The sequence below is a fragment of the Xanthomonas protegens genome (genome assembly GCF_038442435.1).
Classification (GTDB): Bacteria; Pseudomonadota; Gammaproteobacteria; order Xanthomonadales; family Xanthomonadaceae; genus Xanthomonas_A; species Xanthomonas_A sontii.
Window position 1 is genome coordinate 88,050 of record NZ_JAQJCQ010000015.1, and the last position, 15,853, is coordinate 103,902.

Genomic DNA, 15,853 nt, shown 5'->3' on the forward strand with positions numbered 1-15,853 from the left:
TCCTGAAAAATCTACTGGCTCCGACTCTGCCATGGCTGCGGCCGGGCCACAAGCAGCGCAGAAACCCGTTGACAGCCGCCCGCTTCTCCATAAGAATTGGCGGTTCACCAGGGCTATGTAGCTCAGCCGGTTAGAGCACAGCACTCATAATGCTGGGGTCGGTGGTTCGAGTCCACCCATAGCCACCATGGTGTGTACGCCCAAGGCGTGCGATACTTGCAGTCCACATTGCCCCGTCGCCAAGCGGTAAGGCACCTGACTCTGACTCAGGCATTCGGTGGTTCGAATCCATCCGGGGCAGCCAAACACACAAAAAAGGCCGATCTTTCGATCGGCCTTTTTTGTGTGTTTGGCTGCGGGTTCGCGCAGGCGCGCAGCGCCTGCGCCCCACGCCTTGCTGCGCAAGGCGCGGGCCCCGGCCTTCCGCCTCCACATCCCCGCGCCTGTCGGCGCGCCCCCTTGGACTCCAAGGGGGCTACTCCACCAGATGGAATTCGATCCACCGAAGCGGGAGCTGACGGGAAACGAACTCATCCGCCCCGTGCCGACGAGACACACTCGGCCCTGGCTCTGCAGACTTGTAGCTCTGCAGACATGAATCTTTTGCGGCGACGCCGAGTCCCCAAGCCAGACGGGCAATCGCCCGAATACTGTTCGCGCCAAACCCGCGGCGGCGCGCACATGCCGCTAGACAGCACAAACCATGGACCCCAAACGACAAAAGCCCGGCCGAAGCCGGGCTTTTGCTTGGTCCCCAGCGGGCTCCCGAGGGAGCCCACGCCAGGCGCGGTGGATCAGCGCTTGGAGAACTGGGTGGCGCGACGGGCCTTGTGCAGACCGACCTTCTTACGCTCGACTTCGCGGGCGTCGCGGGTCATGAAGCCGGCCTTGCGCAGCTCGGTCTTCAGGGTTTCGTCGTACTCGACCAGCGCACGGGCGATGCCCAGACGGATCGCACCGGCCTGGCCGGTGGTGCCGCCGCCGCTGGCGGTGACCAGGATGTCGAAGCTCTCGGTGTTCTTGGTCAGTTCCAGCGGCTGGCGCACGATCATGCGCGCAGTCTCGCGACCGAAGAACTCGTCCAGCGGACGGCCGTTGACGGAGATGTTGCCGGTGCCCTTGCGCAGGAACACGCGGGCGGTGGAGGACTTGCGGCGGCCAGTGCCGTAGTTTTGCGAAATCGCCATGATTAGATATCCAGAACCTGCGGCTGCTGAGCGGCGTGCGGATGCTCCGCACCGGAATAGACCTTGAGCTTGCGGTACATCGCGCGGCCCAGCGGGCCCTTGGGCAGCATGCCCTTGACCGCGATTTCGATCACGCGCTCCGGGTGGCGCTCCAGCGCCTGCTCCAGGCTCTCGGTCTTCAGGTTGCCGATGTAGCCGGTGAAGCGGTGGTACTTCTTGTCCTTGAGCTTGTTGCCGGTGACGACGATCTTCTCGGCGTTGATCACCACCAGGTAATCGCCGGTATCGACGTGCGGGGTGTAGACCGGCTTGTGCTTGCCGCGCAGGCGGCGGGCCAGTTCGGTGGAAAGCCGGCCCAGCGTTTTGCCGGCGGCGTCGACGAGATACCAGTCGCGCTGGACGGTCTCGGACTTAGCAGTGAAGGTGCTCATGATCAGACTCGGTTGGTCGGGCGGATTCCTGCAGCGAACGGCCGGAACTTTGCCACGCGTTGTGAATTGCAAAAACGCAAGAGGCGAAATTCTACGTGGCCCGGCCGCCGCGCGCAAGTCCGCCCCAGACCTGCGGTGCCAGGGTCGGTGGCGCGCTTGGCAGCACACCGGCCGGCGGCGAAAATCGAGGGCCCACCGCTTCCGGGCGTCCCCCATGACCGCCAGCCGCCAGCATTCCCCGCTCGATCGTGCCCTGGTCGAGGCCCAGCGCGCGCTGGAAACCGTGTTCGGCGACCCGCCGGCGCAGCGCCCCTACCCCGCCGCGGCCACCGCCGACGTGGTGCTGGCGCCGGACGAGCGCCGCCACGCCGCCGGCCTGATGCGCATCAACCACGTCGGCGAGGTCTGCGCGCAGGGCCTGTATTTCGGCCAGGCCGCGGTCGCGCGCGATCCGGCCACCCGTGCGCACCTGCTGGAGGCGGCGCAGGAAGAGACCGACCACCTGGCCTGGTGCGCGGCACGGCTGCGCGAACTGGACAGCCGCCCCAGCCTGTTCAACCCGCTGTGGTACGCCGGCAGCTACGCGATCGGCACCCTGGCCGGGCTGCGCGGCGACGGCTGGAACCTGGGCTTCGTGGTCGAGACCGAGCGCCAGGTCGAGGCACACCTGGACGAACACCTGCAGACCCTGCCGCCGGCGGACCTGCGCAGCCGCGACGTGCTGACAGTGATGAAGGCCGACGAGGCACGCCACGCCGAGCATGCCGAACAGGCCGGGGCGCGGCGCCTGCCGCCGCCGATCCCCACGGTCATGGCCGCCGCCTCGCGGCTGATGAAGGCCGTCGCCTATCGGCTGTAGCCGCCCGCCGGTCGGGCCGATGCCACCCCGGCTGGCATTGCCGGGCCGATCGCGTTAAAGTGAACGAACGCTGACTGATTCCACGTCGGCGCACGCCGTTCCGGCTGCGGTATCGCCATGTGCCGCAGCCACCGATGTACCCGTGCCGAGCCACGCCCGCGTGCGCTCCGCCTGCAGACTGTCATGCCCGCATCCTCGCCCCATCTGCCATCGCCCCGGACCCGCTGGTTGTCGCGCCTGCTGTTCGCGACCCTGTTCGCGATCGGCGGCGGCGCCCTGCTGCATCACCTGCTCGGCGACTACCGCCAGGCCAGCGCGATCCTGCGCGACCATTCCGTCGCCACCGTCCCGGTGATCGCCGACGGCGCCTTCGGCGTGCAGACCGAGCCACTGGTGCGCTACCGCTTCCACTATGTGTTCGAGAGCAAGGGCCGCCTGCACAGCGGCGCCTTCGAGGCCAGCGGCGCGGAGGCCGCGCCGTTGCTGCTGGACGGCGCCACGGTCGAGATCGCCTACGCCAATGCCGATCCCGCACGCTTCGGGCGCCTGGACCAGCTGCAGCACGCCGGCAACCTCGGCAGCGTGTTCACCCGCGCGCTGATCGCGCTGTCGATCGCCGCCCTGCTGGCGGTGGTCGCGCACCGGCTGCTGATCGGCCGGGTGCTGACCCGGCGCCGCATCGCCGCCGCCTGAGGCCACGCTCGCGCGGGCTGCGCTCAGTGCCCGACCAGCTTCAGGCCAATCACCCCGACCACGATCAGGCCGATGCAGGCCAGCCGCGCCGGCGAGGCGCTGTCGCCGAACAGGGCGATGCCGAGCACGGCCGTGCCCAGCGCACCGATCCCGGTCCAGATCGCATAGGCGGTGCCCAGCGGGATGTGCTTGAGCGCCTGGGTCAGCAGCCACAGGCTCAGGCCCGCACCGGCCAGGGTGGCCACGGTCGGCCACGGCCGGGTGAAGCCTTCGCTGTACTTGAGGCCGAGGGCGAAACCGATCTCGAACAGACCGGCGAGCAGCAGGTAGATCCAGGGCATTGTCTTTCTCCGTAGACAAATGAAAACGAAAACGGCCCGATGTCTGCACATCGGGCCGCCGTCGGCAGGGGTCGCAGCGCGTGCTGCGGGCGGGCCGTCCCGCCGGTATGGAGCGCTTACTCGGACAGGTTGCGCCCGTGAAACAGCTCCTCGATCTCGCGCTTGAGCAGCGCCTCGATGCGCATGCGCTCCTTGAACGAGAGGTTCTTGGCCTTTTCCTCGAACAGGTACTGGTCCAGGTCGAAGTCCTTCAGGTGCATCTTGGTGTGGAAGATGTTCTCCTGATAGACGTTGACGTCGAACATCTCGTAGCGCGACTTGACGTTCTTGGCCAGGAAGTTCTGGATCGAGTTGATCTTGTGGTCGATGTAGTGCTTCTTGCCCTTCACGTCGCGGGTGAAGCCGCGCACGCGGTAGTCCATGATCACGATGTCCGATTCCAGGCTCTCGATCAGGTAATTGAGGGCCTTCAGCGGCGAAATCACGCCGCAGGTGGCGACATCGATGTCGGCGCGGAACGTGGCGATACCGTGCTGCGGATGGGTTTCCGGGTAGGTATGGACGGTGATGTGGCTCTTGTCCATGTGCGCGACCACGGCATCGGAAATGATCTCCTTGCCCGCCGCCTTCTTGTCGATGACCGGCTCCTCGGAGATCAGGATCGTCACCGAGGCGCCCTGCGGATCGTAGTCCTGGCGCGCGATGTTGAGGATGTTGGCGCCGATGATCTCGGCCACATCGGTGAGGATCTGGGTCAGGCGGTCGGCGTCGTACTGCTCGTCGATGTACTCGATGTAGCGCTGGCGCTCCTCTTCGGAGATCGCGTAGCAGACGTCGTAGATGTTGAAGCTCAACGCCTTGGTGAGGTTGTTGAAACCTTGCAGCCTCAGGCGAGGCAACGGCTTGACCACGGCGTGGATCCTCTGGAAGTGGGTCGGGGGGAAAGCCAATCAATTATGAGCCAAATGGCCGCGCTGCGAAACGTGGCGTCCGTCTCTTGTTTGCCGCCGCGAACGCGTCCCGTTAAGCTTCGGGAATTACGCCGTAGCGAAGCCGCCATGAGCCCCGGAAACACATCCACTGCAGCACCTGTGCGCATCGCTCCAAGTCCTTTGACGTTGGACACCGCCACCATCGACCGCTTCCTGGCCCACAGCCACCGTCGCCGCTATCCGGCGCGGACGGACGTGTTCAGGCCAGGCGATCCGGCCGGCACCCTGTACTACGTCGTCAGCGGCTCGGTCAGCATCATCGCCGAGGAAGATGACGACCGCGAGTTGGTGCTGGGCTATTTCGGCAGCGGCGAGTTCGTCGGCGAGATGGGCCTGTTCATCGAGTCCGACCAGCGCGAGGTGATCCTGCGCACCCGTACACCCTGCGAACTGGCCGAGATCAGCTACGAGCGCCTGCACCAGCTGTTCCTGGGCTCGCTGTCGTCCGATGCGCCGCGGGTGCTGTACGCGATCGGCGTGCAGCTGTCCAAGCGCCTGCTGGACACCTCGCGCAAGGCCAGCCGCCTGGCGTTCCTGGACGTCACCGACCGCATCGTGCGCACCCTGCACGACCTGGCGCAGGAGCCGGAGGCGATGAGCCACCCGCAGGGCATGCAGTTGCGCGTGTCGCGGCAGGAACTGGCGCGGCTGGTCGGCTGCTCGCGCGAGATGGCCGGTCGGGTGCTGAAGAAGCTGCAGGTCGACGGCATCCTGCACGCCCGCGGCAAGACCGTGGTGCTGTACGGCGCGCGCTGACCGCCATGGGTCGATAGGCCCGGCACCATGGTGCTGAGCGAGACCTTCTACTGGTTCGTGCTGGTCGGCCTGGCCGCCCAGCTGGTGGATGGCGCGCTGGGCATGGCTTTCGGCCTGGTCTCGTCCTCGGTCCTACTGAGCCTGGGCCTGCCGCCGGCGGTGGTCAGCGCCAGCGTGCACAGCGCCGAGGTGTTCACCACCGGCGCCTCGGGTCTGTCGCACCTGGCCCTGGGCAACGTCGACAAGCGGCTGTTCCTGCGCCTGGCGCTGCCGGGCATGGTCGGCGGGGTCGCCGGCGCCTACGTGCTGACCCAGTTGCCGGGCGAGCTGATCCGCCCCTTCGTCTATCTGTATCTGCTGGCCCTGGCGGTGCTGATCCTGCTGCGCGCGGCCGGCCGTGCGCTGCCGCGCCGCGAGGTGCGGCGGGTGCCGCTGCTGGGCTTCGTCGCCGGCCTGCTGGACGCCAGCGGCGGTGGCGGCTGGGGCCCGGTGGCAACCTCGACCCTGCTCGCCCATGGCGGCCAGGCCCGCACCACCATCGGCACGGTCAACGCCGCCGAGTTCCTGGTGACGCTGTCGATCTCGCTGACCTTCCTGCTGACCATGGGCCTGCAGCACCTGGACATCGTGCTCGGCCTGCTGGTCGGCGGCATGCTCGCCGCGCCGCTGGCGGCGCTGCTGGTCAAGCGCGTGCGCGAGCGCTGGGTGCTGGTGGCGGTGGGCCTGCTGGTGCTGGGCATCAGCCTGTATCAGGTGGGTGGGGCGCTGTATCGGTGGGTGGGCTGACGCCCGGGATTTGGGAGTCGGGATTGGGGATTCGCAAAGGCGGTCTCCGCGGCGCCTGAAGCCGTTGCGCTGGTGATCCGATCTGCGGTCAGGCCGCGTTTGCTTTTGCCGGGGCGGGCCGCGCGATGATCGCGGGCGGGACGCTGCCACCGATGGCTGTGCGTCGCGCCACTCCCCTGCCCCGCGAGACCGCCATGCGCCGTGCCCTTCCGCTCTTCCTGGCCTTGCTGTGCCTGGCGCTGCCGTCGCCGCGCGCGCAGGCCGACGACGCCTTCGCCCGGCTCGGGCGCGGGGTCAACATCCTCGGCTACGACCCGCTGTGGAACGACCCGGCGAAGGCGCGCTTCCGCCCGCCGCTGTACCACACGATCCGCGACGGCGGCTTCCGTACGGTCCGGGTCAACCTGCAGGCCTTCGCGCACATGGACGCGGACAACCGACTCGACCCGACCTGGCTGAAGACGCTGGACACGGTGGTCGACCAGGCCACCGCGGCGGGCCTGAACGTGATCCTGGACGAACACGACTTCCACCCGTGCGCCGCCGATGCCGCGCTGTGCCGGACCAGGCTGCTGGCGTTCTGGAGCCAGATCGCCCCGCGCTACCGCCACGCGCCGCCATCGGTGCTGTTCGAGATCCTCAACGAGCCCAATGGCCAGATGACCAGCGCGGTGTGGAACGACCTGCTGCGCGATGCGCTGCAGATCATCCGCCGCGACAACCCGACCCGCACGGTGGTGGTGGGCCCGGCCAGCAGCAATTCCTTCACCGCGCTCGACAGTCTGCGCCTGCCCGAGGACGATGCGCACCTGCTGGTCACCGTGCACTACTACAACCCGTTCCGCTTCACCCACCAGGGCGCGCCGTGGGCGCCTGCGGACATCCGCGATCACACCGGCGTGACCTGGGGCAGCGCGGCCGACCGGACCAAGCTGTACGGCGAGTTCGACCGCATCGCGGCCTGGGCCAAGGCGCACCATCGGCAGGTGCTGCTGGGCGAGTTCGGCGCCTACGAGCAGGCACCGCCCGCCGATCGGCTGGCCTGGACGGTGGCGGTGGTCAACGCCGCCGAGAAACGCTATTTCGCCTGGGCCTACTGGGAGTTCGAGGGCAGCTTCGGCGCCTACGACATCGACCGCGGGCAATGGGTCGCGCCGCTGCACCATGCGTTGGTGGGCAGCGACAGCGCTTACGCCAAGTCCGGCGGCTGATCGCCGCAGGCGGTACAGCCGCACCCGCGCGAACGGCAATGACGCTGCGCGGTTCCCGGCGCCGCGGCGCCGGATGCGACGCAGCGCACGCGGCGGCGTGGCCTAGCTACTGGGAGCCGGCGGCGTCGCCGGCGCGGTCGCGGCAACCCCAGTTGAGGATCGGCGTGCTAGACGGCAGCAGCCGGCGGAACACCGCCACCGCGCCGTGCTTGGGATTGACCACCACCGGCGCGGCCGCGGCCTGCAGCAGCGGCAGATCGGCGGTGCTGTCGGAATAGGCCATGGCGATCTCGCCATAGCCCAGTTCGCGCAGCATGCGCATCTTTTCCTCGTTGTGGCAGTGACGCGTGGCGGTGACCGCGCCCAGGCGTGGGCCGATCAGGCTGCCGACCACCGGCACGTCCTGGTGCGCGACGAAGCCGAGGATGGCGCGCGCCAGTTCCGGCGGCGCGCCGGTGGCGACCACCACGCGATCGCCGGCGGCGCGGTGCCGGGCGAACACGTCCAGCGCCTGCGGCAGCAGCCGCTGGCGGATCTGCGCCTGATGCTGCAGCACGTACTGGTCGATGATGCGGTTGAACTCGCGCGCGCGACGCAGGCCGAAGCTGGCGATCCAGACGTAGCCGGAAATGCCGGTGCGCCGGGTCGGCAGCATCGCCACCAGCGGCCCCAGCAACGGGGTGGCCAGCACCGCGGCGGTCAGGCGCAGTGGATTGCGCTTGATCAGCCAGGCGAACAGGTGGCTGCCGGAATCACCGTCGTACAGGGTGTGGTCGAAATCGAACACCACCAGCGGCGCATCGGCGCGCGGCAGCGGATACGGACTGGCGTCCTGCCCGCTCATGCCGCGAAGAACAGCTGGCGCAGCGCCTCGCCCGGCTCCTCGGCGCGCATGAACGCCTCGCCGACCAGGAACGCGTGCACACCGGCGCCGCGCATCAGCGCCACGTCGTCCGGGCCGAGGATGCCGCTTTCGGTGACCAGCAGGCGGTCGCGCGGCACCGCGTCCTGCATCGACAAGGTGGTCTGCAGCGACACCTCGAAGGTGCGCAGGTTGCGGTTGTTGATGCCGATCAGCGGCGCCGGCACCTGCAGCGCGCGCTCCAGTTCGTCGATGTCGTGCACTTCCACCAGCACGTCCATGCCCAGCTGCAGGGCCAGCGACGACAGCTCGGCCAGTTGCAGGTCGTCCAGCGCGGCCACGATCAGCAGGATGCAGTCGGCGCCGAGCGTGCGCGCCTCGTACACCTGGTACGGATCGATGGTGAAATCCTTGCGCAGCACCGGCAGCGTGCAGGCGTCGCGCGCCTGCTGCAGGTAGCGGTCGTGGCCCTGGAAGAAGTCCTCGTCGGTCAGCACCGACAGGCAGGCGGCACCGCCGAATTCGTAGCTGACCGCAATGTCGGCGGGATGGAAGTCCGGGCGGATCACGCCCTTGGACGGGCTGGCCTTCTTGACCTCGGCGATCACCGCCGGGTCGCCGTTGGCGATGGCGGCCTGCAGCGCGCGGGCGAAGCCGCGGGTGGGCGGCATGGCCTCGGCGCGGGCGACCAGCTCGGCCAGCGGCACGCGCGCGCTGCGCGCGGCGATCTCGTCGGCCTTGCGCGCGAGGATGGTGCGGAGAATGTCGCTGCTCATGCGGTGGGAATCCTGGGGGATGGCCGGATTATCGGCGATGTGGGGTAAAGAAGGGATCGGGACCCGGGACCCGGGACCCGGGACCCGGGACCCGCAACAGCCTGGGCCGCCATGCAAGTAGTGCAACCGACGACATGCCCGAGTCGAGACGAGGGGCCGCAGATAGGCGACGCCCTGCGCTTACCGGGTCCCGGGTCCCGGGTCCCGGGCCCCGACCAGGCCCTGCGTACAGGCCACATACGCCTCCAGCTTCGCCCGCGCACGCCCATCGGCAATGGCCGCGCGCGCCAGGGCGATGCCGGCACCGATGTCCTCGGCCAGGCCGGCCACGTACAGCGCCGCGCCGGCGTTGAAGGCGACGATGTCCAGCGCCGGGCCGGGCACGTTGTCGAGCACGGCGCGCAGCATCACCATCGATTCGGCGGCGTCGGCGACCTTGAGGTTGCGGCTGGCCGACATGGCGATGCCGAAATCCTCCGGGTGCACCTCGTACTCGCGGACCTGGCCATCGCGCAGTTCGCCGATCAGGGTGCCGGCGCCGAGCGAGAGCTCGTCCATGTCGTCGCGGCCCCACACCACCAGCGCACGTTCGGCGCCGAGTTCCTGCAGCACGCGCGCCTGAATGCCGACCAGGTCGGGGTGGAACACGCCCATCAGGATGTTCGGCGCGCCGGCCGGATTGGTCAGCGGGCCGAGGATGTTGAAGATGGTGCGCACGCCCATCTCGCGCCGTACCGGCGCCACCACCTTCATCGCCGGGTGATGCACCGGCGCGTACATGAAGCCGATGCCGGTGGACTCCAGCGCCTGCGCCACCTGCTCGGGCTGCAGTTCGATCGCCGCGCCCAGCGCCTCCAGCGCATCGGCGCTGCCTGACTTGGAGGAGACGCTGCGGTTGCCGTGCTTGGCGACCTTGGCGCCGGCGGCCGCGGCCACGAACATCGCGCAGGTGGAGATGTTGAAGGTGTGCGAGCCGTCGCCGCCGGTGCCGACGATGTCGACCATGTGGGTGCGGTCGGCGACCGGCACGGTACGCGAGAACTCGCGCATCACCACCGCCGCGCCAGCGATCTCGCCCACCGTTTCCTTCTTGACCCGCAGCCCGGTGAGGATGGCCGCGGTCATCATCGGCGACACCTCACCGCGCATGATCTGCCGCATCAGCCCGACCATCTCGTCGTGGAAGATCTCGCGGTGCTCGATGGTGCGTTGCAGGGCTTGCTGGGGGGTGATGGTCATGGGAAGGGGTCTGCTCGTAGCTGAAGATGTGAGGCGCCGCGCCGGATGCGCTCAGCGCGCCTGCGTCGGCCGCGACATGCGCAGGCGCCCTTGCGCCAGCACCTCGAAGTAATCGGCCGGGCCGCCGGCGCGCAGCAGGGTGGCGACCGCGGCCGGGTCGTAGATCCCTTCCTGCAGCGCGTGTTCGGCGATATGCACGCCGACCACCTCGCCCAGCACCAGCCAGGTCTGGATCGGCTCGCCGCGTGCGCTCTGCAGCGGCAGCAACTGGCTGAGCCGGCATTCGAAGCTGACCGGGCTGGCGGCCACCCGCGGCGCCGCGATCAGGCGCGACGGCGCGGCAGTCAGGCCGGCCAGCGCGAACTCGTCCACCTCCGGCGCCACCGCGGCGGAACTGGCGTTCATCGCCTCGGCCAGCGGCCGCGTGGCCAGGTTCCAGGTGAACTCGCCCGTGGCCTCGATGTTACGCACGCTGTCCTTCCAGCCAATGCTGGCGAAACCGACAATCGGCGGCACGTAGTTGAAGGCGTTGAAGAAGCTGTAGGGCGCCAGGTTGGCGATGCCGTCGGCGCCGCGCGAGCCGATCCAGCCGATCGGCCGCGGCCCGACGATGGCGTTGAACGGATCGTGCGGCAAGCCGTGGCCGTTGGCCGGTTCGTAGAAATGGAAGGCGTCTGTGCGCTCGTGCATCGGCAGGGTCCGGCAGTGGCGGAAAGCGGGCGGCGCCGGCGCGGCCCGCTCAGCGCTCCAGGAAGTTCTTCAGCAAGGCATGGCCATGCTCGGTGAGGATGGACTCGGGGTGGAACTGCACGCCCTCGACCGGGAACTGGCGATGGCGCAGGCCCATGATCTCCTCCACCGTGCCGTCGTCGTGTTCGGTCCAGGCCGTCACTTCCAGGCAGTCGGGCAGCGTGGTCTTCTCCACCACCAGCGAGTGGTAGCGGGTGGCCTCGTAGCGGTCCGGCAGGCCGGCGAACACACCGCGGCCTTCGTGGCGGATGCGCGAAGTCTTGCCGTGCATGATGGTGCCGGCACGCACCACCTGCCCGCCGTAGACCTGGCCGATGCTCTGGTGGCCAAGGCACACGCCCAGGATCGGCGTGCGCTGGCCCAGCCGCTCGATCAGCTGCAGCGACACCCCCGCCTCGTTCGGCGTGCACGGCCCCGGCGAGATGACGATGCGCTCGGGCGCCAGGCGCTCGATCTCGTCCACGCTGAGCGCGTCGTTGCGCACCACCTTGACCTCGGCGCCGAGCGACTGCAGGTACTGCACGAGGTTGTAGGTAAAGCTGTCGTAGTTATCCAGCATCAAGACGGTCATCGACTTAACCCATTGATTTTCATTGCATGTCTTGGAGAGAGAAAGCCGATCCGCGTGCAGCATTGACGCGCGATGGCTGGGTGCGGCGCAACCGCAGCATCGTTCGCGCCCGCCATCGTTGCCGCGCAGCACCCGCAACGACAGCACCAGGAGCGGTTCGGTCCTCACGCATGGATGCCACCGATCCGTGGAGGGAGGCGCCGGCTCCGCAGACGCGGGAAACCGGGCAGGCGCCGTGACGCGCGGCAGGCATGGGAGGCGTGGATCTGGTGGGGGGACAAGACAACTCTCCTTCGTTGGGAGCCGCCATGCCGGGAGCCGAGGGAAGCCGCCACCGGTCAGGGCGGCGATCGTGCAGTCATGGACCGCAGGGGTGCGCCGCTTCTAGGAGAAGCGCCACCAATGCACCAGGTTGGACGGGATGTTGCGGGTCATGCACTCGGCCACTTGATCGATGGAGGGTCCGGCCACCGCTGCAGGCAGCGGCGACAGGCCGGTCCCGAGTGTAATGCCCATGTTCGACAGTGTCGATTGCGCGCCACGCCGGTCGTGTCGCCGCGGGCGGCGGACCTGGTAAACCCCGCTGTTTCACCGCGCCGGCGACGGCGAAGACGGCGCGCCCACGGCACCTTACCGCGCTCGGCGCAGCATTGCGGACCGGTCGGGCTTCCGCCGCGTCAGGCGCTGCGCTCAAGCGTCGAGCGCGTGCCCGGCAAAGGTGGCGACCGCCTCGCGGAAGGTGGCGACGATCGGACGCGCATCGTCGCTGCGCCAGACCAGATACAGCTTCACCCGCAGTCTCAGCCAAGGCAGATCGCGGAACACGATGCCGGCCGGCGCGCGCTCCTTCAACGCGGACTGGACCAGCGCCACACCGAGGCCGGCACTCACCAGATACAGCGAGGCCAGTGGATCGGAGGTCTCGTAGGCGATGTCCGGCGTGAAACCGGCATCCTGGCAGGCGGCGAGCAATGCCGGGCGAATCGTATCCACCGGCTGGCGCGTCACCGCGATCCAGGTCTGCCCGTCGAGCTGCGCCGGGGTGATGCTGCGCGAGCGACACAACGGATGCCCCTTCGGGATCGCCAGCGTCAACGGCTCATCCAGCACCAGTGCGCTGCTCAGGCCGGTATCGCGTTCCGGCATCCGGTAGGCGAGCCCCACGTCGAGCATGTGCCGGCGCAGGTAATCGAACTGCAACGCGGTACCCAATCCCTGCAGCGACAGCAGCACCGACGGGCTGGCGATCCGGAACGCGCGCACGCTCGGGCTGACCACGTTCGCATACATCGCGCCCTCCACGTAGCCGATCGCCAGGCGCCCGGCGCTGCCCGCACCGAGGCGCCGCGCGAAGGTCTCGACCCGATTGGCGTTGGCGATCAGCGTCCGCACTTCACCGAGCAGATCGCGGCCCTCCTGGGTGAGCCGGATGCGCTGCTTGCTGCGCTCGAACAACAGCACGCCCAACTGCTCCTCCAGTTGCTTGATCTGCCGGCTCAGCGGCGACTGCGAGATGTACAACTGCTCGGCCGCACGACCGACGTTCTCGGTTTCGGCCACCGCAACGAAGTAGCGAAGCTGGCGCAGGTCGAGCATGGGGGTGTGTCCTTTTGGGTCTCAACTTTCCCATATTCCGTCTTGGACGCCCAGCGACCGGGCGGCCATCCTCCGCATCGCCGAGCCGGCGCGACCCACGCGCAGCTCCACTCACCCAACAGCGGACAGAGCACCATGCACATCCTCCACCTCGATTCGAGCATCCTCGGCGATGCGGCGGCGTCCCGAGCGCTGACGGCATTGGTTGTCGCAGAGCTGCTGGCGCACGCGCCAGCGGCGCAGATCCGCTACCGCGACCTCGTCGCGGAGGCGATTCCGCATCTGGACGGCCCCATCGCGGCCGGATTTCGTCCCTTGACCGCACCGGCGGACACGGCAAGCGTGGCCGCCGAGCACGCGCGATCCGAAGCGCTGGTCACCGAATTCCTGGCCAGCGACGTCGTGGTCGTCGGCGCACCGATGTACAACTTCTCGGTCGCCACACAGTTGAAGGCGTGGATCGACCGGATCGTGCAGCCCGGCCGGACCTTCCGCTACACGCCCGACGGCCCGATAGGACTGGCCACTGGCAAACGCGTGGTGATCGTGACCACGCGCGGCGGCGTCTACACGAGCGGCCCCCTCGCGCCACTGGACTTCCAGGAGCCGTATCTCAAGGCCACGCTGGGCTTCATGGGCATCACCGATGTGCATGTCGTTCGCGCCGAACCCCTTTCGAAGGGCGATGTGCTGGCCACGCAGGCCATGTCCGCCGCCCGCAGCGCCGCGGCCGACGTTGCGCGCCAGATCGCCCTGCACTGATCACCCGCACTTTCCGAGGAATCCAGATGATCTACATCGTCGCGTTGTCCTACCTCCGCCCACCCGAGCACATCCAGGCGCATCTCGATGCCCACCGCCGATGGCTGGCGAACCATATCCAGGCAGGCCGCATCCTGGCGGCGGGACCGAATGCGGACAAATCCGGCGGGATCGTGCTGGCGTCATGCACGAGCCGCGTCGAACTCGACGCCATGATGGCGGAGGATCCGTTCGTGACCCATGGGCTGGTCACGGTGTCGGTACAAGGTTTCGAGCCGTCGATCCGCGCCGACGCACTGGCGGCACGCTGGGCAAGCGCCGCCGCCGTGGTCAGCGCCCAGCCCGCCTGAGCACACGGCAAAGGAATTCCCATGGCGTTCCCCACCAAGCTTCTTGCGGGCCTTGCGGTCGCCGGCGTGCTCGCTGCCGGTGCGTTTCCGCGATCAAGCCGGGCCGCGACGCTCCGCGGTGCCGTGCCGAACATCGTGCTGGTGCACGGCGCATTCGTCGACGGATCGAGCTGGGCGGAGGTCGTACGGCGACTGCAGCGCAAGGGCTACCACGTGACGGCCGTGCAGAACTCGCTGACCTCGCTGGCCGACGACGTCGCCGCAACTCGCCGCGTGCTGGCGCGGCAGCGCGGCCCTGTTCTGCTCGTCGGGCACTCCTGGGCAGGCGCGGTCATCACCGAAGCCGGCAATGCCGACAACGTCCGCGGCCTGGTCTATCTGTCCGCCCTCGTGCCCGACAGCAACGAATCGGTCGCCGACCTGCTGACTCGGCTGCACGCGCCCATGGACGGCCTGACGCCGGATGCGGACGGATGGCTGTGGCTCGACGCGCCGGCCGCCTTTCGAACCGTCATGGCGGGCGATGTGCCGATGGACAAGGTGCGTGTGCTCGCCGCCACGCAGCAGCCCATCGCCGCACGCGCCTTCGCCGACAGGGTGTCGCATGCGGCATGGCGCAGCAAGCCCAGCTGGTATCTGGTCACCGACAAGGATCACGCGTTGCCGCCGACGGTGCAGCGGCAGCTGGCGCACGACATCGGTGCCCAGGTCCAGCATCTGGCGTCGAGCCACCTGTCGCTGGTGTCGCACCCGCAGGTGGTCGCCGATTTCATCGACCGCGCGGTGCGCGAAGTGGCGCGGTGAGTGGTGGGCTCATGCCTGGGTGCCATCTCGCGCGCGCCGGACGGATCAGCCTGCGCACTGCGTCGGTGTCCGCCGCACACCGCATGGCGAAGGACTCATTGCGCGATCAGGAAGACCGCATAGACGTTTTCGGAAAGGGTGAGGGTGCCGGCTTCGAGGGATTCGACGATCGCGCCGACGTCGCTAGCTGGCGCCGGCGGCTCTGGAGAGGAGACGAAGCCAGCGCGGGCGTTGCGCGCGGCTGGCCAGGTGCCTGCCTGGATACCATAGGAAAAGCTAGGCGCGACATCGGAGATGGTGTAGAGCCCCTGGATACGCACGCCATAAGCCTTGGCAAGCCCGTCTGCCGAAACACGGGTCTGCTCGGCCGCTTCCCGCTTGAGCTGCATACGTATCTCGTCCTCCTTGCTGTAGGAAGTCTGGATTCCAGACAATTCGACCTCACGGCTGGTCTTGAATCCGCTGAGGAACTGGCGCGCATCGTCGAGCGATCGGAACGTTGCACCAATGCTGCGCTTGACCTCGGTACCCTCGAACTCCTGAGTTCCCCCTTGCGGCGAGAAGCGATACGAGGGTTGGATCTGCAAAGAGGAGGCCATGATGCTGTCCTGCAAAGCACGGTTTCTTTTCAGTGCTGAAAGAATCTGCTCCGCCGATGCCTGGATTCGCTTGCGAGCAAGGTCGGGCTGCATATCCATGGCGCGCAGGTTGATGCGTAGCGAGAACCTGTCCGGCACCACCTCGCGCTGCGCCTCGCCCTTCACCAACAAATGCGGCTGCGACGGCAGGCTGTTGACCTGCGCGCTGGCGACGGCCGGCAAGGCCAGCACCGCGGCAAAGGCCCAGGCGACAAGCGTACGAATGTTCATCTTCCTCTCCTTGGCGGA

The 15,853-nt window shown here is 68.3% G+C and carries 20 protein-coding genes and 2 tRNA genes; 10 read left to right on the top strand and 12 right to left on the bottom strand.

Annotated features, from left to right (window positions below; all coding sequences use genetic code 11):
* Nucleotides 1–111: 111 nt before the first annotated feature.
* Together PIQ37_RS16545 and PIQ37_RS16550 are read left to right on the top strand one after the other, a co-directional pair.
* A tRNA-Met gene (locus PIQ37_RS16545) sits at nt 112–188 on the top strand.
* A 41-nt stretch (nt 189–229) separates the two neighbouring features.
* A tRNA-Gln gene (locus tag PIQ37_RS16550) sits at nt 230–304 on the top strand.
* 490 nt (nt 305–794) lie between these two features.
* Here PIQ37_RS16550 and rpsI read toward each other — a convergent pair.
* Entirely contained in the window at nt 795–1,187 is a 393-nt protein-coding gene (gene rpsI / locus PIQ37_RS16555; protein WP_342074295.1) for a 30S ribosomal protein S9, read from the bottom strand.
* Nucleotides 1,188–1,189: 2 nt separating this feature from the next.
* Nucleotides 1,190–1,618: a 50S ribosomal protein L13 gene (rplM, locus tag PIQ37_RS16560; protein ID WP_010341420.1), complete on the bottom strand. Its 429-nt coding sequence runs from the start codon at nt 1,616–1,618 to the stop codon at nt 1,190–1,192.
* Nucleotides 1,619–1,832: 214 nt separating this feature from the next.
* Here rplM and coq7 point away from each other — a divergent pair, with 214 nt between their 5' ends.
* The gene (coq7, locus tag PIQ37_RS16565; RefSeq protein WP_017913963.1) at nt 1,833–2,477 is read left to right on the top strand and encodes a 2-polyprenyl-3-methyl-6-methoxy-1,4-benzoquinone monooxygenase; all 645 of its coding nucleotides are present in this window, start codon (nt 1,833–1,835) and stop codon (nt 2,475–2,477) included.
* 228 nt (nt 2,478–2,705) lie between these two features.
* Entirely contained in the window at nt 2,706–3,170 is a 465-nt protein-coding gene (locus PIQ37_RS16570; RefSeq protein ID WP_017910330.1) for a hypothetical protein, read from the top strand.
* A gap of 23 nt (nt 3,171–3,193) precedes the next feature.
* On the opposite strand, the gene PIQ37_RS16575 is transcribed toward PIQ37_RS16570, so the two are convergent.
* Together PIQ37_RS16575 and speD are read right to left on the bottom strand one after the other, a co-directional pair.
* Nucleotides 3,194–3,511 carry a DMT family transporter gene (locus PIQ37_RS16575; RefSeq protein ID WP_017910331.1) on the bottom strand — a complete coding sequence of 106 codons (318 nt, stop codon included), beginning with the start codon at nt 3,509–3,511 and terminating at the stop codon, nt 3,194–3,196.
* 116 nt (nt 3,512–3,627) lie between these two features.
* On the bottom strand, nt 3,628–4,422 hold the full coding sequence (speD, locus tag PIQ37_RS16580; RefSeq protein ID WP_017910332.1) for an adenosylmethionine decarboxylase: 795 nt from the start codon (nt 4,420–4,422) through the stop codon (nt 3,628–3,630).
* A 147-nt stretch (nt 4,423–4,569) separates the two neighbouring features.
* On the opposite strand from speD, the gene crp reads away from it, so the two are divergent.
* The 3 genes from crp to PIQ37_RS16595 all read left to right on the top strand — a co-directional run bounded on the left by crp (nt 4,570) and on the right by PIQ37_RS16595 (nt 7,256).
* Complete coding sequence (crp, locus tag PIQ37_RS16585; protein WP_010341415.1) at nt 4,570–5,259, top strand: cAMP-activated global transcriptional regulator CRP; 690 nt, start codon at nt 4,570–4,572, stop codon at nt 5,257–5,259.
* 27 nt (nt 5,260–5,286) lie between these two features.
* Nucleotides 5,287–6,045 (top strand): sulfite exporter TauE/SafE family protein, encoded by a 759-nt coding sequence (locus PIQ37_RS16590; protein WP_342074296.1) that lies wholly within the window; start codon nt 5,287–5,289, stop codon nt 6,043–6,045.
* 194 nt (nt 6,046–6,239) lie between these two features.
* Entirely contained in the window at nt 6,240–7,256 is a 1,017-nt protein-coding gene (locus tag PIQ37_RS16595; protein ID WP_342074297.1) for a glycoside hydrolase family 5 protein, read from the top strand.
* 106 nt (nt 7,257–7,362) lie between these two features.
* On the opposite strand, the gene PIQ37_RS16600 is transcribed toward PIQ37_RS16595, so the two are convergent.
* From PIQ37_RS16600 to PIQ37_RS16630, 7 genes are all read right to left on the bottom strand, one after another.
* Nucleotides 7,363–8,100 (bottom strand): haloacid dehalogenase-like hydrolase, encoded by a 738-nt coding sequence (locus PIQ37_RS16600; RefSeq protein WP_342074298.1) that lies wholly within the window; start codon nt 8,098–8,100, stop codon nt 7,363–7,365.
* On the bottom strand, nt 8,097–8,894 hold the full coding sequence (trpC, locus tag PIQ37_RS16605) for an indole-3-glycerol phosphate synthase TrpC (RefSeq protein ID WP_295921943.1): 798 nt from the start codon (nt 8,892–8,894) through the stop codon (nt 8,097–8,099). Before trpC ends, PIQ37_RS16600 begins: the two co-directional genes overlap by 4 nt.
* Before the next feature lie 180 nt (nt 8,895–9,074).
* Nucleotides 9,075–10,133, bottom strand: a complete 1,059-nt coding sequence (gene trpD / locus PIQ37_RS16610) for an anthranilate phosphoribosyltransferase (RefSeq protein ID WP_342074299.1) — start codon at nt 10,131–10,133, stop codon at nt 9,075–9,077.
* Between the two features lie 51 nt (nt 10,134–10,184).
* Nucleotides 10,185–10,823: a flavin reductase family protein gene (locus PIQ37_RS16615; RefSeq protein WP_342074300.1), complete on the bottom strand. Its 639-nt coding sequence runs from the start codon at nt 10,821–10,823 to the stop codon at nt 10,185–10,187.
* 49 nt (nt 10,824–10,872) lie between these two features.
* On the bottom strand, nt 10,873–11,454 hold the full coding sequence (locus PIQ37_RS16620) for an anthranilate synthase component II (RefSeq protein ID WP_342074301.1): 582 nt from the start codon (nt 11,452–11,454) through the stop codon (nt 10,873–10,875).
* Between the two features lie 384 nt (nt 11,455–11,838).
* Entirely contained in the window at nt 11,839–11,970 is a 132-nt protein-coding gene (locus PIQ37_RS16625) for a hypothetical protein (protein WP_342074302.1), read from the bottom strand.
* Between the two features lie 174 nt (nt 11,971–12,144).
* On the bottom strand, nt 12,145–13,050 hold the full coding sequence (locus tag PIQ37_RS16630) for a LysR substrate-binding domain-containing protein (protein WP_342074303.1): 906 nt from the start codon (nt 13,048–13,050) through the stop codon (nt 12,145–12,147).
* A 135-nt stretch (nt 13,051–13,185) separates the two neighbouring features.
* On the opposite strand from PIQ37_RS16630, the gene PIQ37_RS16635 reads away from it, so the two are divergent.
* Genes PIQ37_RS16635 through PIQ37_RS16645 form a run of 3 tightly spaced genes read left to right on the top strand, consistent with a single transcriptional unit; the run spans nt 13,186 to nt 14,966 of the window.
* The gene (locus PIQ37_RS16635; RefSeq protein WP_342074304.1) at nt 13,186–13,812 is read left to right on the top strand and encodes an FMN-dependent NADH-azoreductase; all 627 of its coding nucleotides are present in this window, start codon (nt 13,186–13,188) and stop codon (nt 13,810–13,812) included.
* 26 nt (nt 13,813–13,838) lie between these two features.
* Entirely contained in the window at nt 13,839–14,162 is a 324-nt protein-coding gene (locus tag PIQ37_RS16640; protein ID WP_342074305.1) for a YciI family protein, read from the top strand.
* Between the two features lie 21 nt (nt 14,163–14,183).
* Nucleotides 14,184–14,966 carry an alpha/beta fold hydrolase gene (locus PIQ37_RS16645; RefSeq protein ID WP_342074306.1) on the top strand — a complete coding sequence of 261 codons (783 nt, stop codon included), beginning with the start codon at nt 14,184–14,186 and terminating at the stop codon, nt 14,964–14,966.
* A 95-nt stretch (nt 14,967–15,061) separates the two neighbouring features.
* Here the strand turns inward: PIQ37_RS16645 and PIQ37_RS16650 are convergent, their stop codons facing one another.
* Entirely contained in the window at nt 15,062–15,829 is a 768-nt protein-coding gene (locus PIQ37_RS16650) for an SIMPL domain-containing protein (RefSeq protein WP_342074328.1), read from the bottom strand.
* Between the last annotated feature and the right edge of the window lie 24 nt (nt 15,830–15,853).

Coding starts and splice junctions, on each gene's coding strand:
- PIQ37_RS16645 (WP_342074306.1), top strand. CDS start 14,184: ATGGCGTTCCCCACCAAGCTTCTTGCGGGCCTTGCGGTCGCCGGCGTG.
- rplM (WP_010341420.1), bottom strand. CDS start 1,618: ATGAGCACCTTCACTGCTAAGTCCGAGACCGTCCAGCGCGACTGGTAT.
- PIQ37_RS16625 (WP_342074302.1), bottom strand. CDS start 11,970: ATGGGCATTACACTCGGGACCGGCCTGTCGCCGCTGCCTGCAGCGGTG.
- rpsI (WP_342074295.1), bottom strand. CDS start 1,187: ATGGCGATTTCGCAAAACTACGGCACTGGCCGCCGCAAGTCCTCCACC.
- trpC (WP_295921943.1), bottom strand. CDS start 8,894: ATGAGCAGCGACATTCTCCGCACCATCCTCGCGCGCAAGGCCGACGAG.
- PIQ37_RS16575 (WP_017910331.1), bottom strand. CDS start 3,511: ATGCCCTGGATCTACCTGCTGCTCGCCGGTCTGTTCGAGATCGGTTTC.
- crp (WP_010341415.1), top strand. CDS start 4,570: ATGAGCCCCGGAAACACATCCACTGCAGCACCTGTGCGCATCGCTCCA.
- trpD (WP_342074299.1), bottom strand. CDS start 10,133: ATGACCATCACCCCCCAGCAAGCCCTGCAACGCACCATCGAGCACCGC.
- PIQ37_RS16600 (WP_342074298.1), bottom strand. CDS start 8,100: ATGAGCGGGCAGGACGCCAGTCCGTATCCGCTGCCGCGCGCCGATGCG.
- PIQ37_RS16640 (WP_342074305.1), top strand. CDS start 13,839: ATGATCTACATCGTCGCGTTGTCCTACCTCCGCCCACCCGAGCACATC.
- PIQ37_RS16590 (WP_342074296.1), top strand. CDS start 5,287: ATGGTGCTGAGCGAGACCTTCTACTGGTTCGTGCTGGTCGGCCTGGCC.
- PIQ37_RS16635 (WP_342074304.1), top strand. CDS start 13,186: ATGCACATCCTCCACCTCGATTCGAGCATCCTCGGCGATGCGGCGGCG.
- PIQ37_RS16620 (WP_342074301.1), bottom strand. CDS start 11,454: ATGACCGTCTTGATGCTGGATAACTACGACAGCTTTACCTACAACCTC.
- PIQ37_RS16615 (WP_342074300.1), bottom strand. CDS start 10,823: ATGCACGAGCGCACAGACGCCTTCCATTTCTACGAACCGGCCAACGGC.
- PIQ37_RS16630 (WP_342074303.1), bottom strand. CDS start 13,050: ATGCTCGACCTGCGCCAGCTTCGCTACTTCGTTGCGGTGGCCGAAACC.
- PIQ37_RS16595 (WP_342074297.1), top strand. CDS start 6,240: ATGCGCCGTGCCCTTCCGCTCTTCCTGGCCTTGCTGTGCCTGGCGCTG.
- coq7 (WP_017913963.1), top strand. CDS start 1,833: ATGACCGCCAGCCGCCAGCATTCCCCGCTCGATCGTGCCCTGGTCGAG.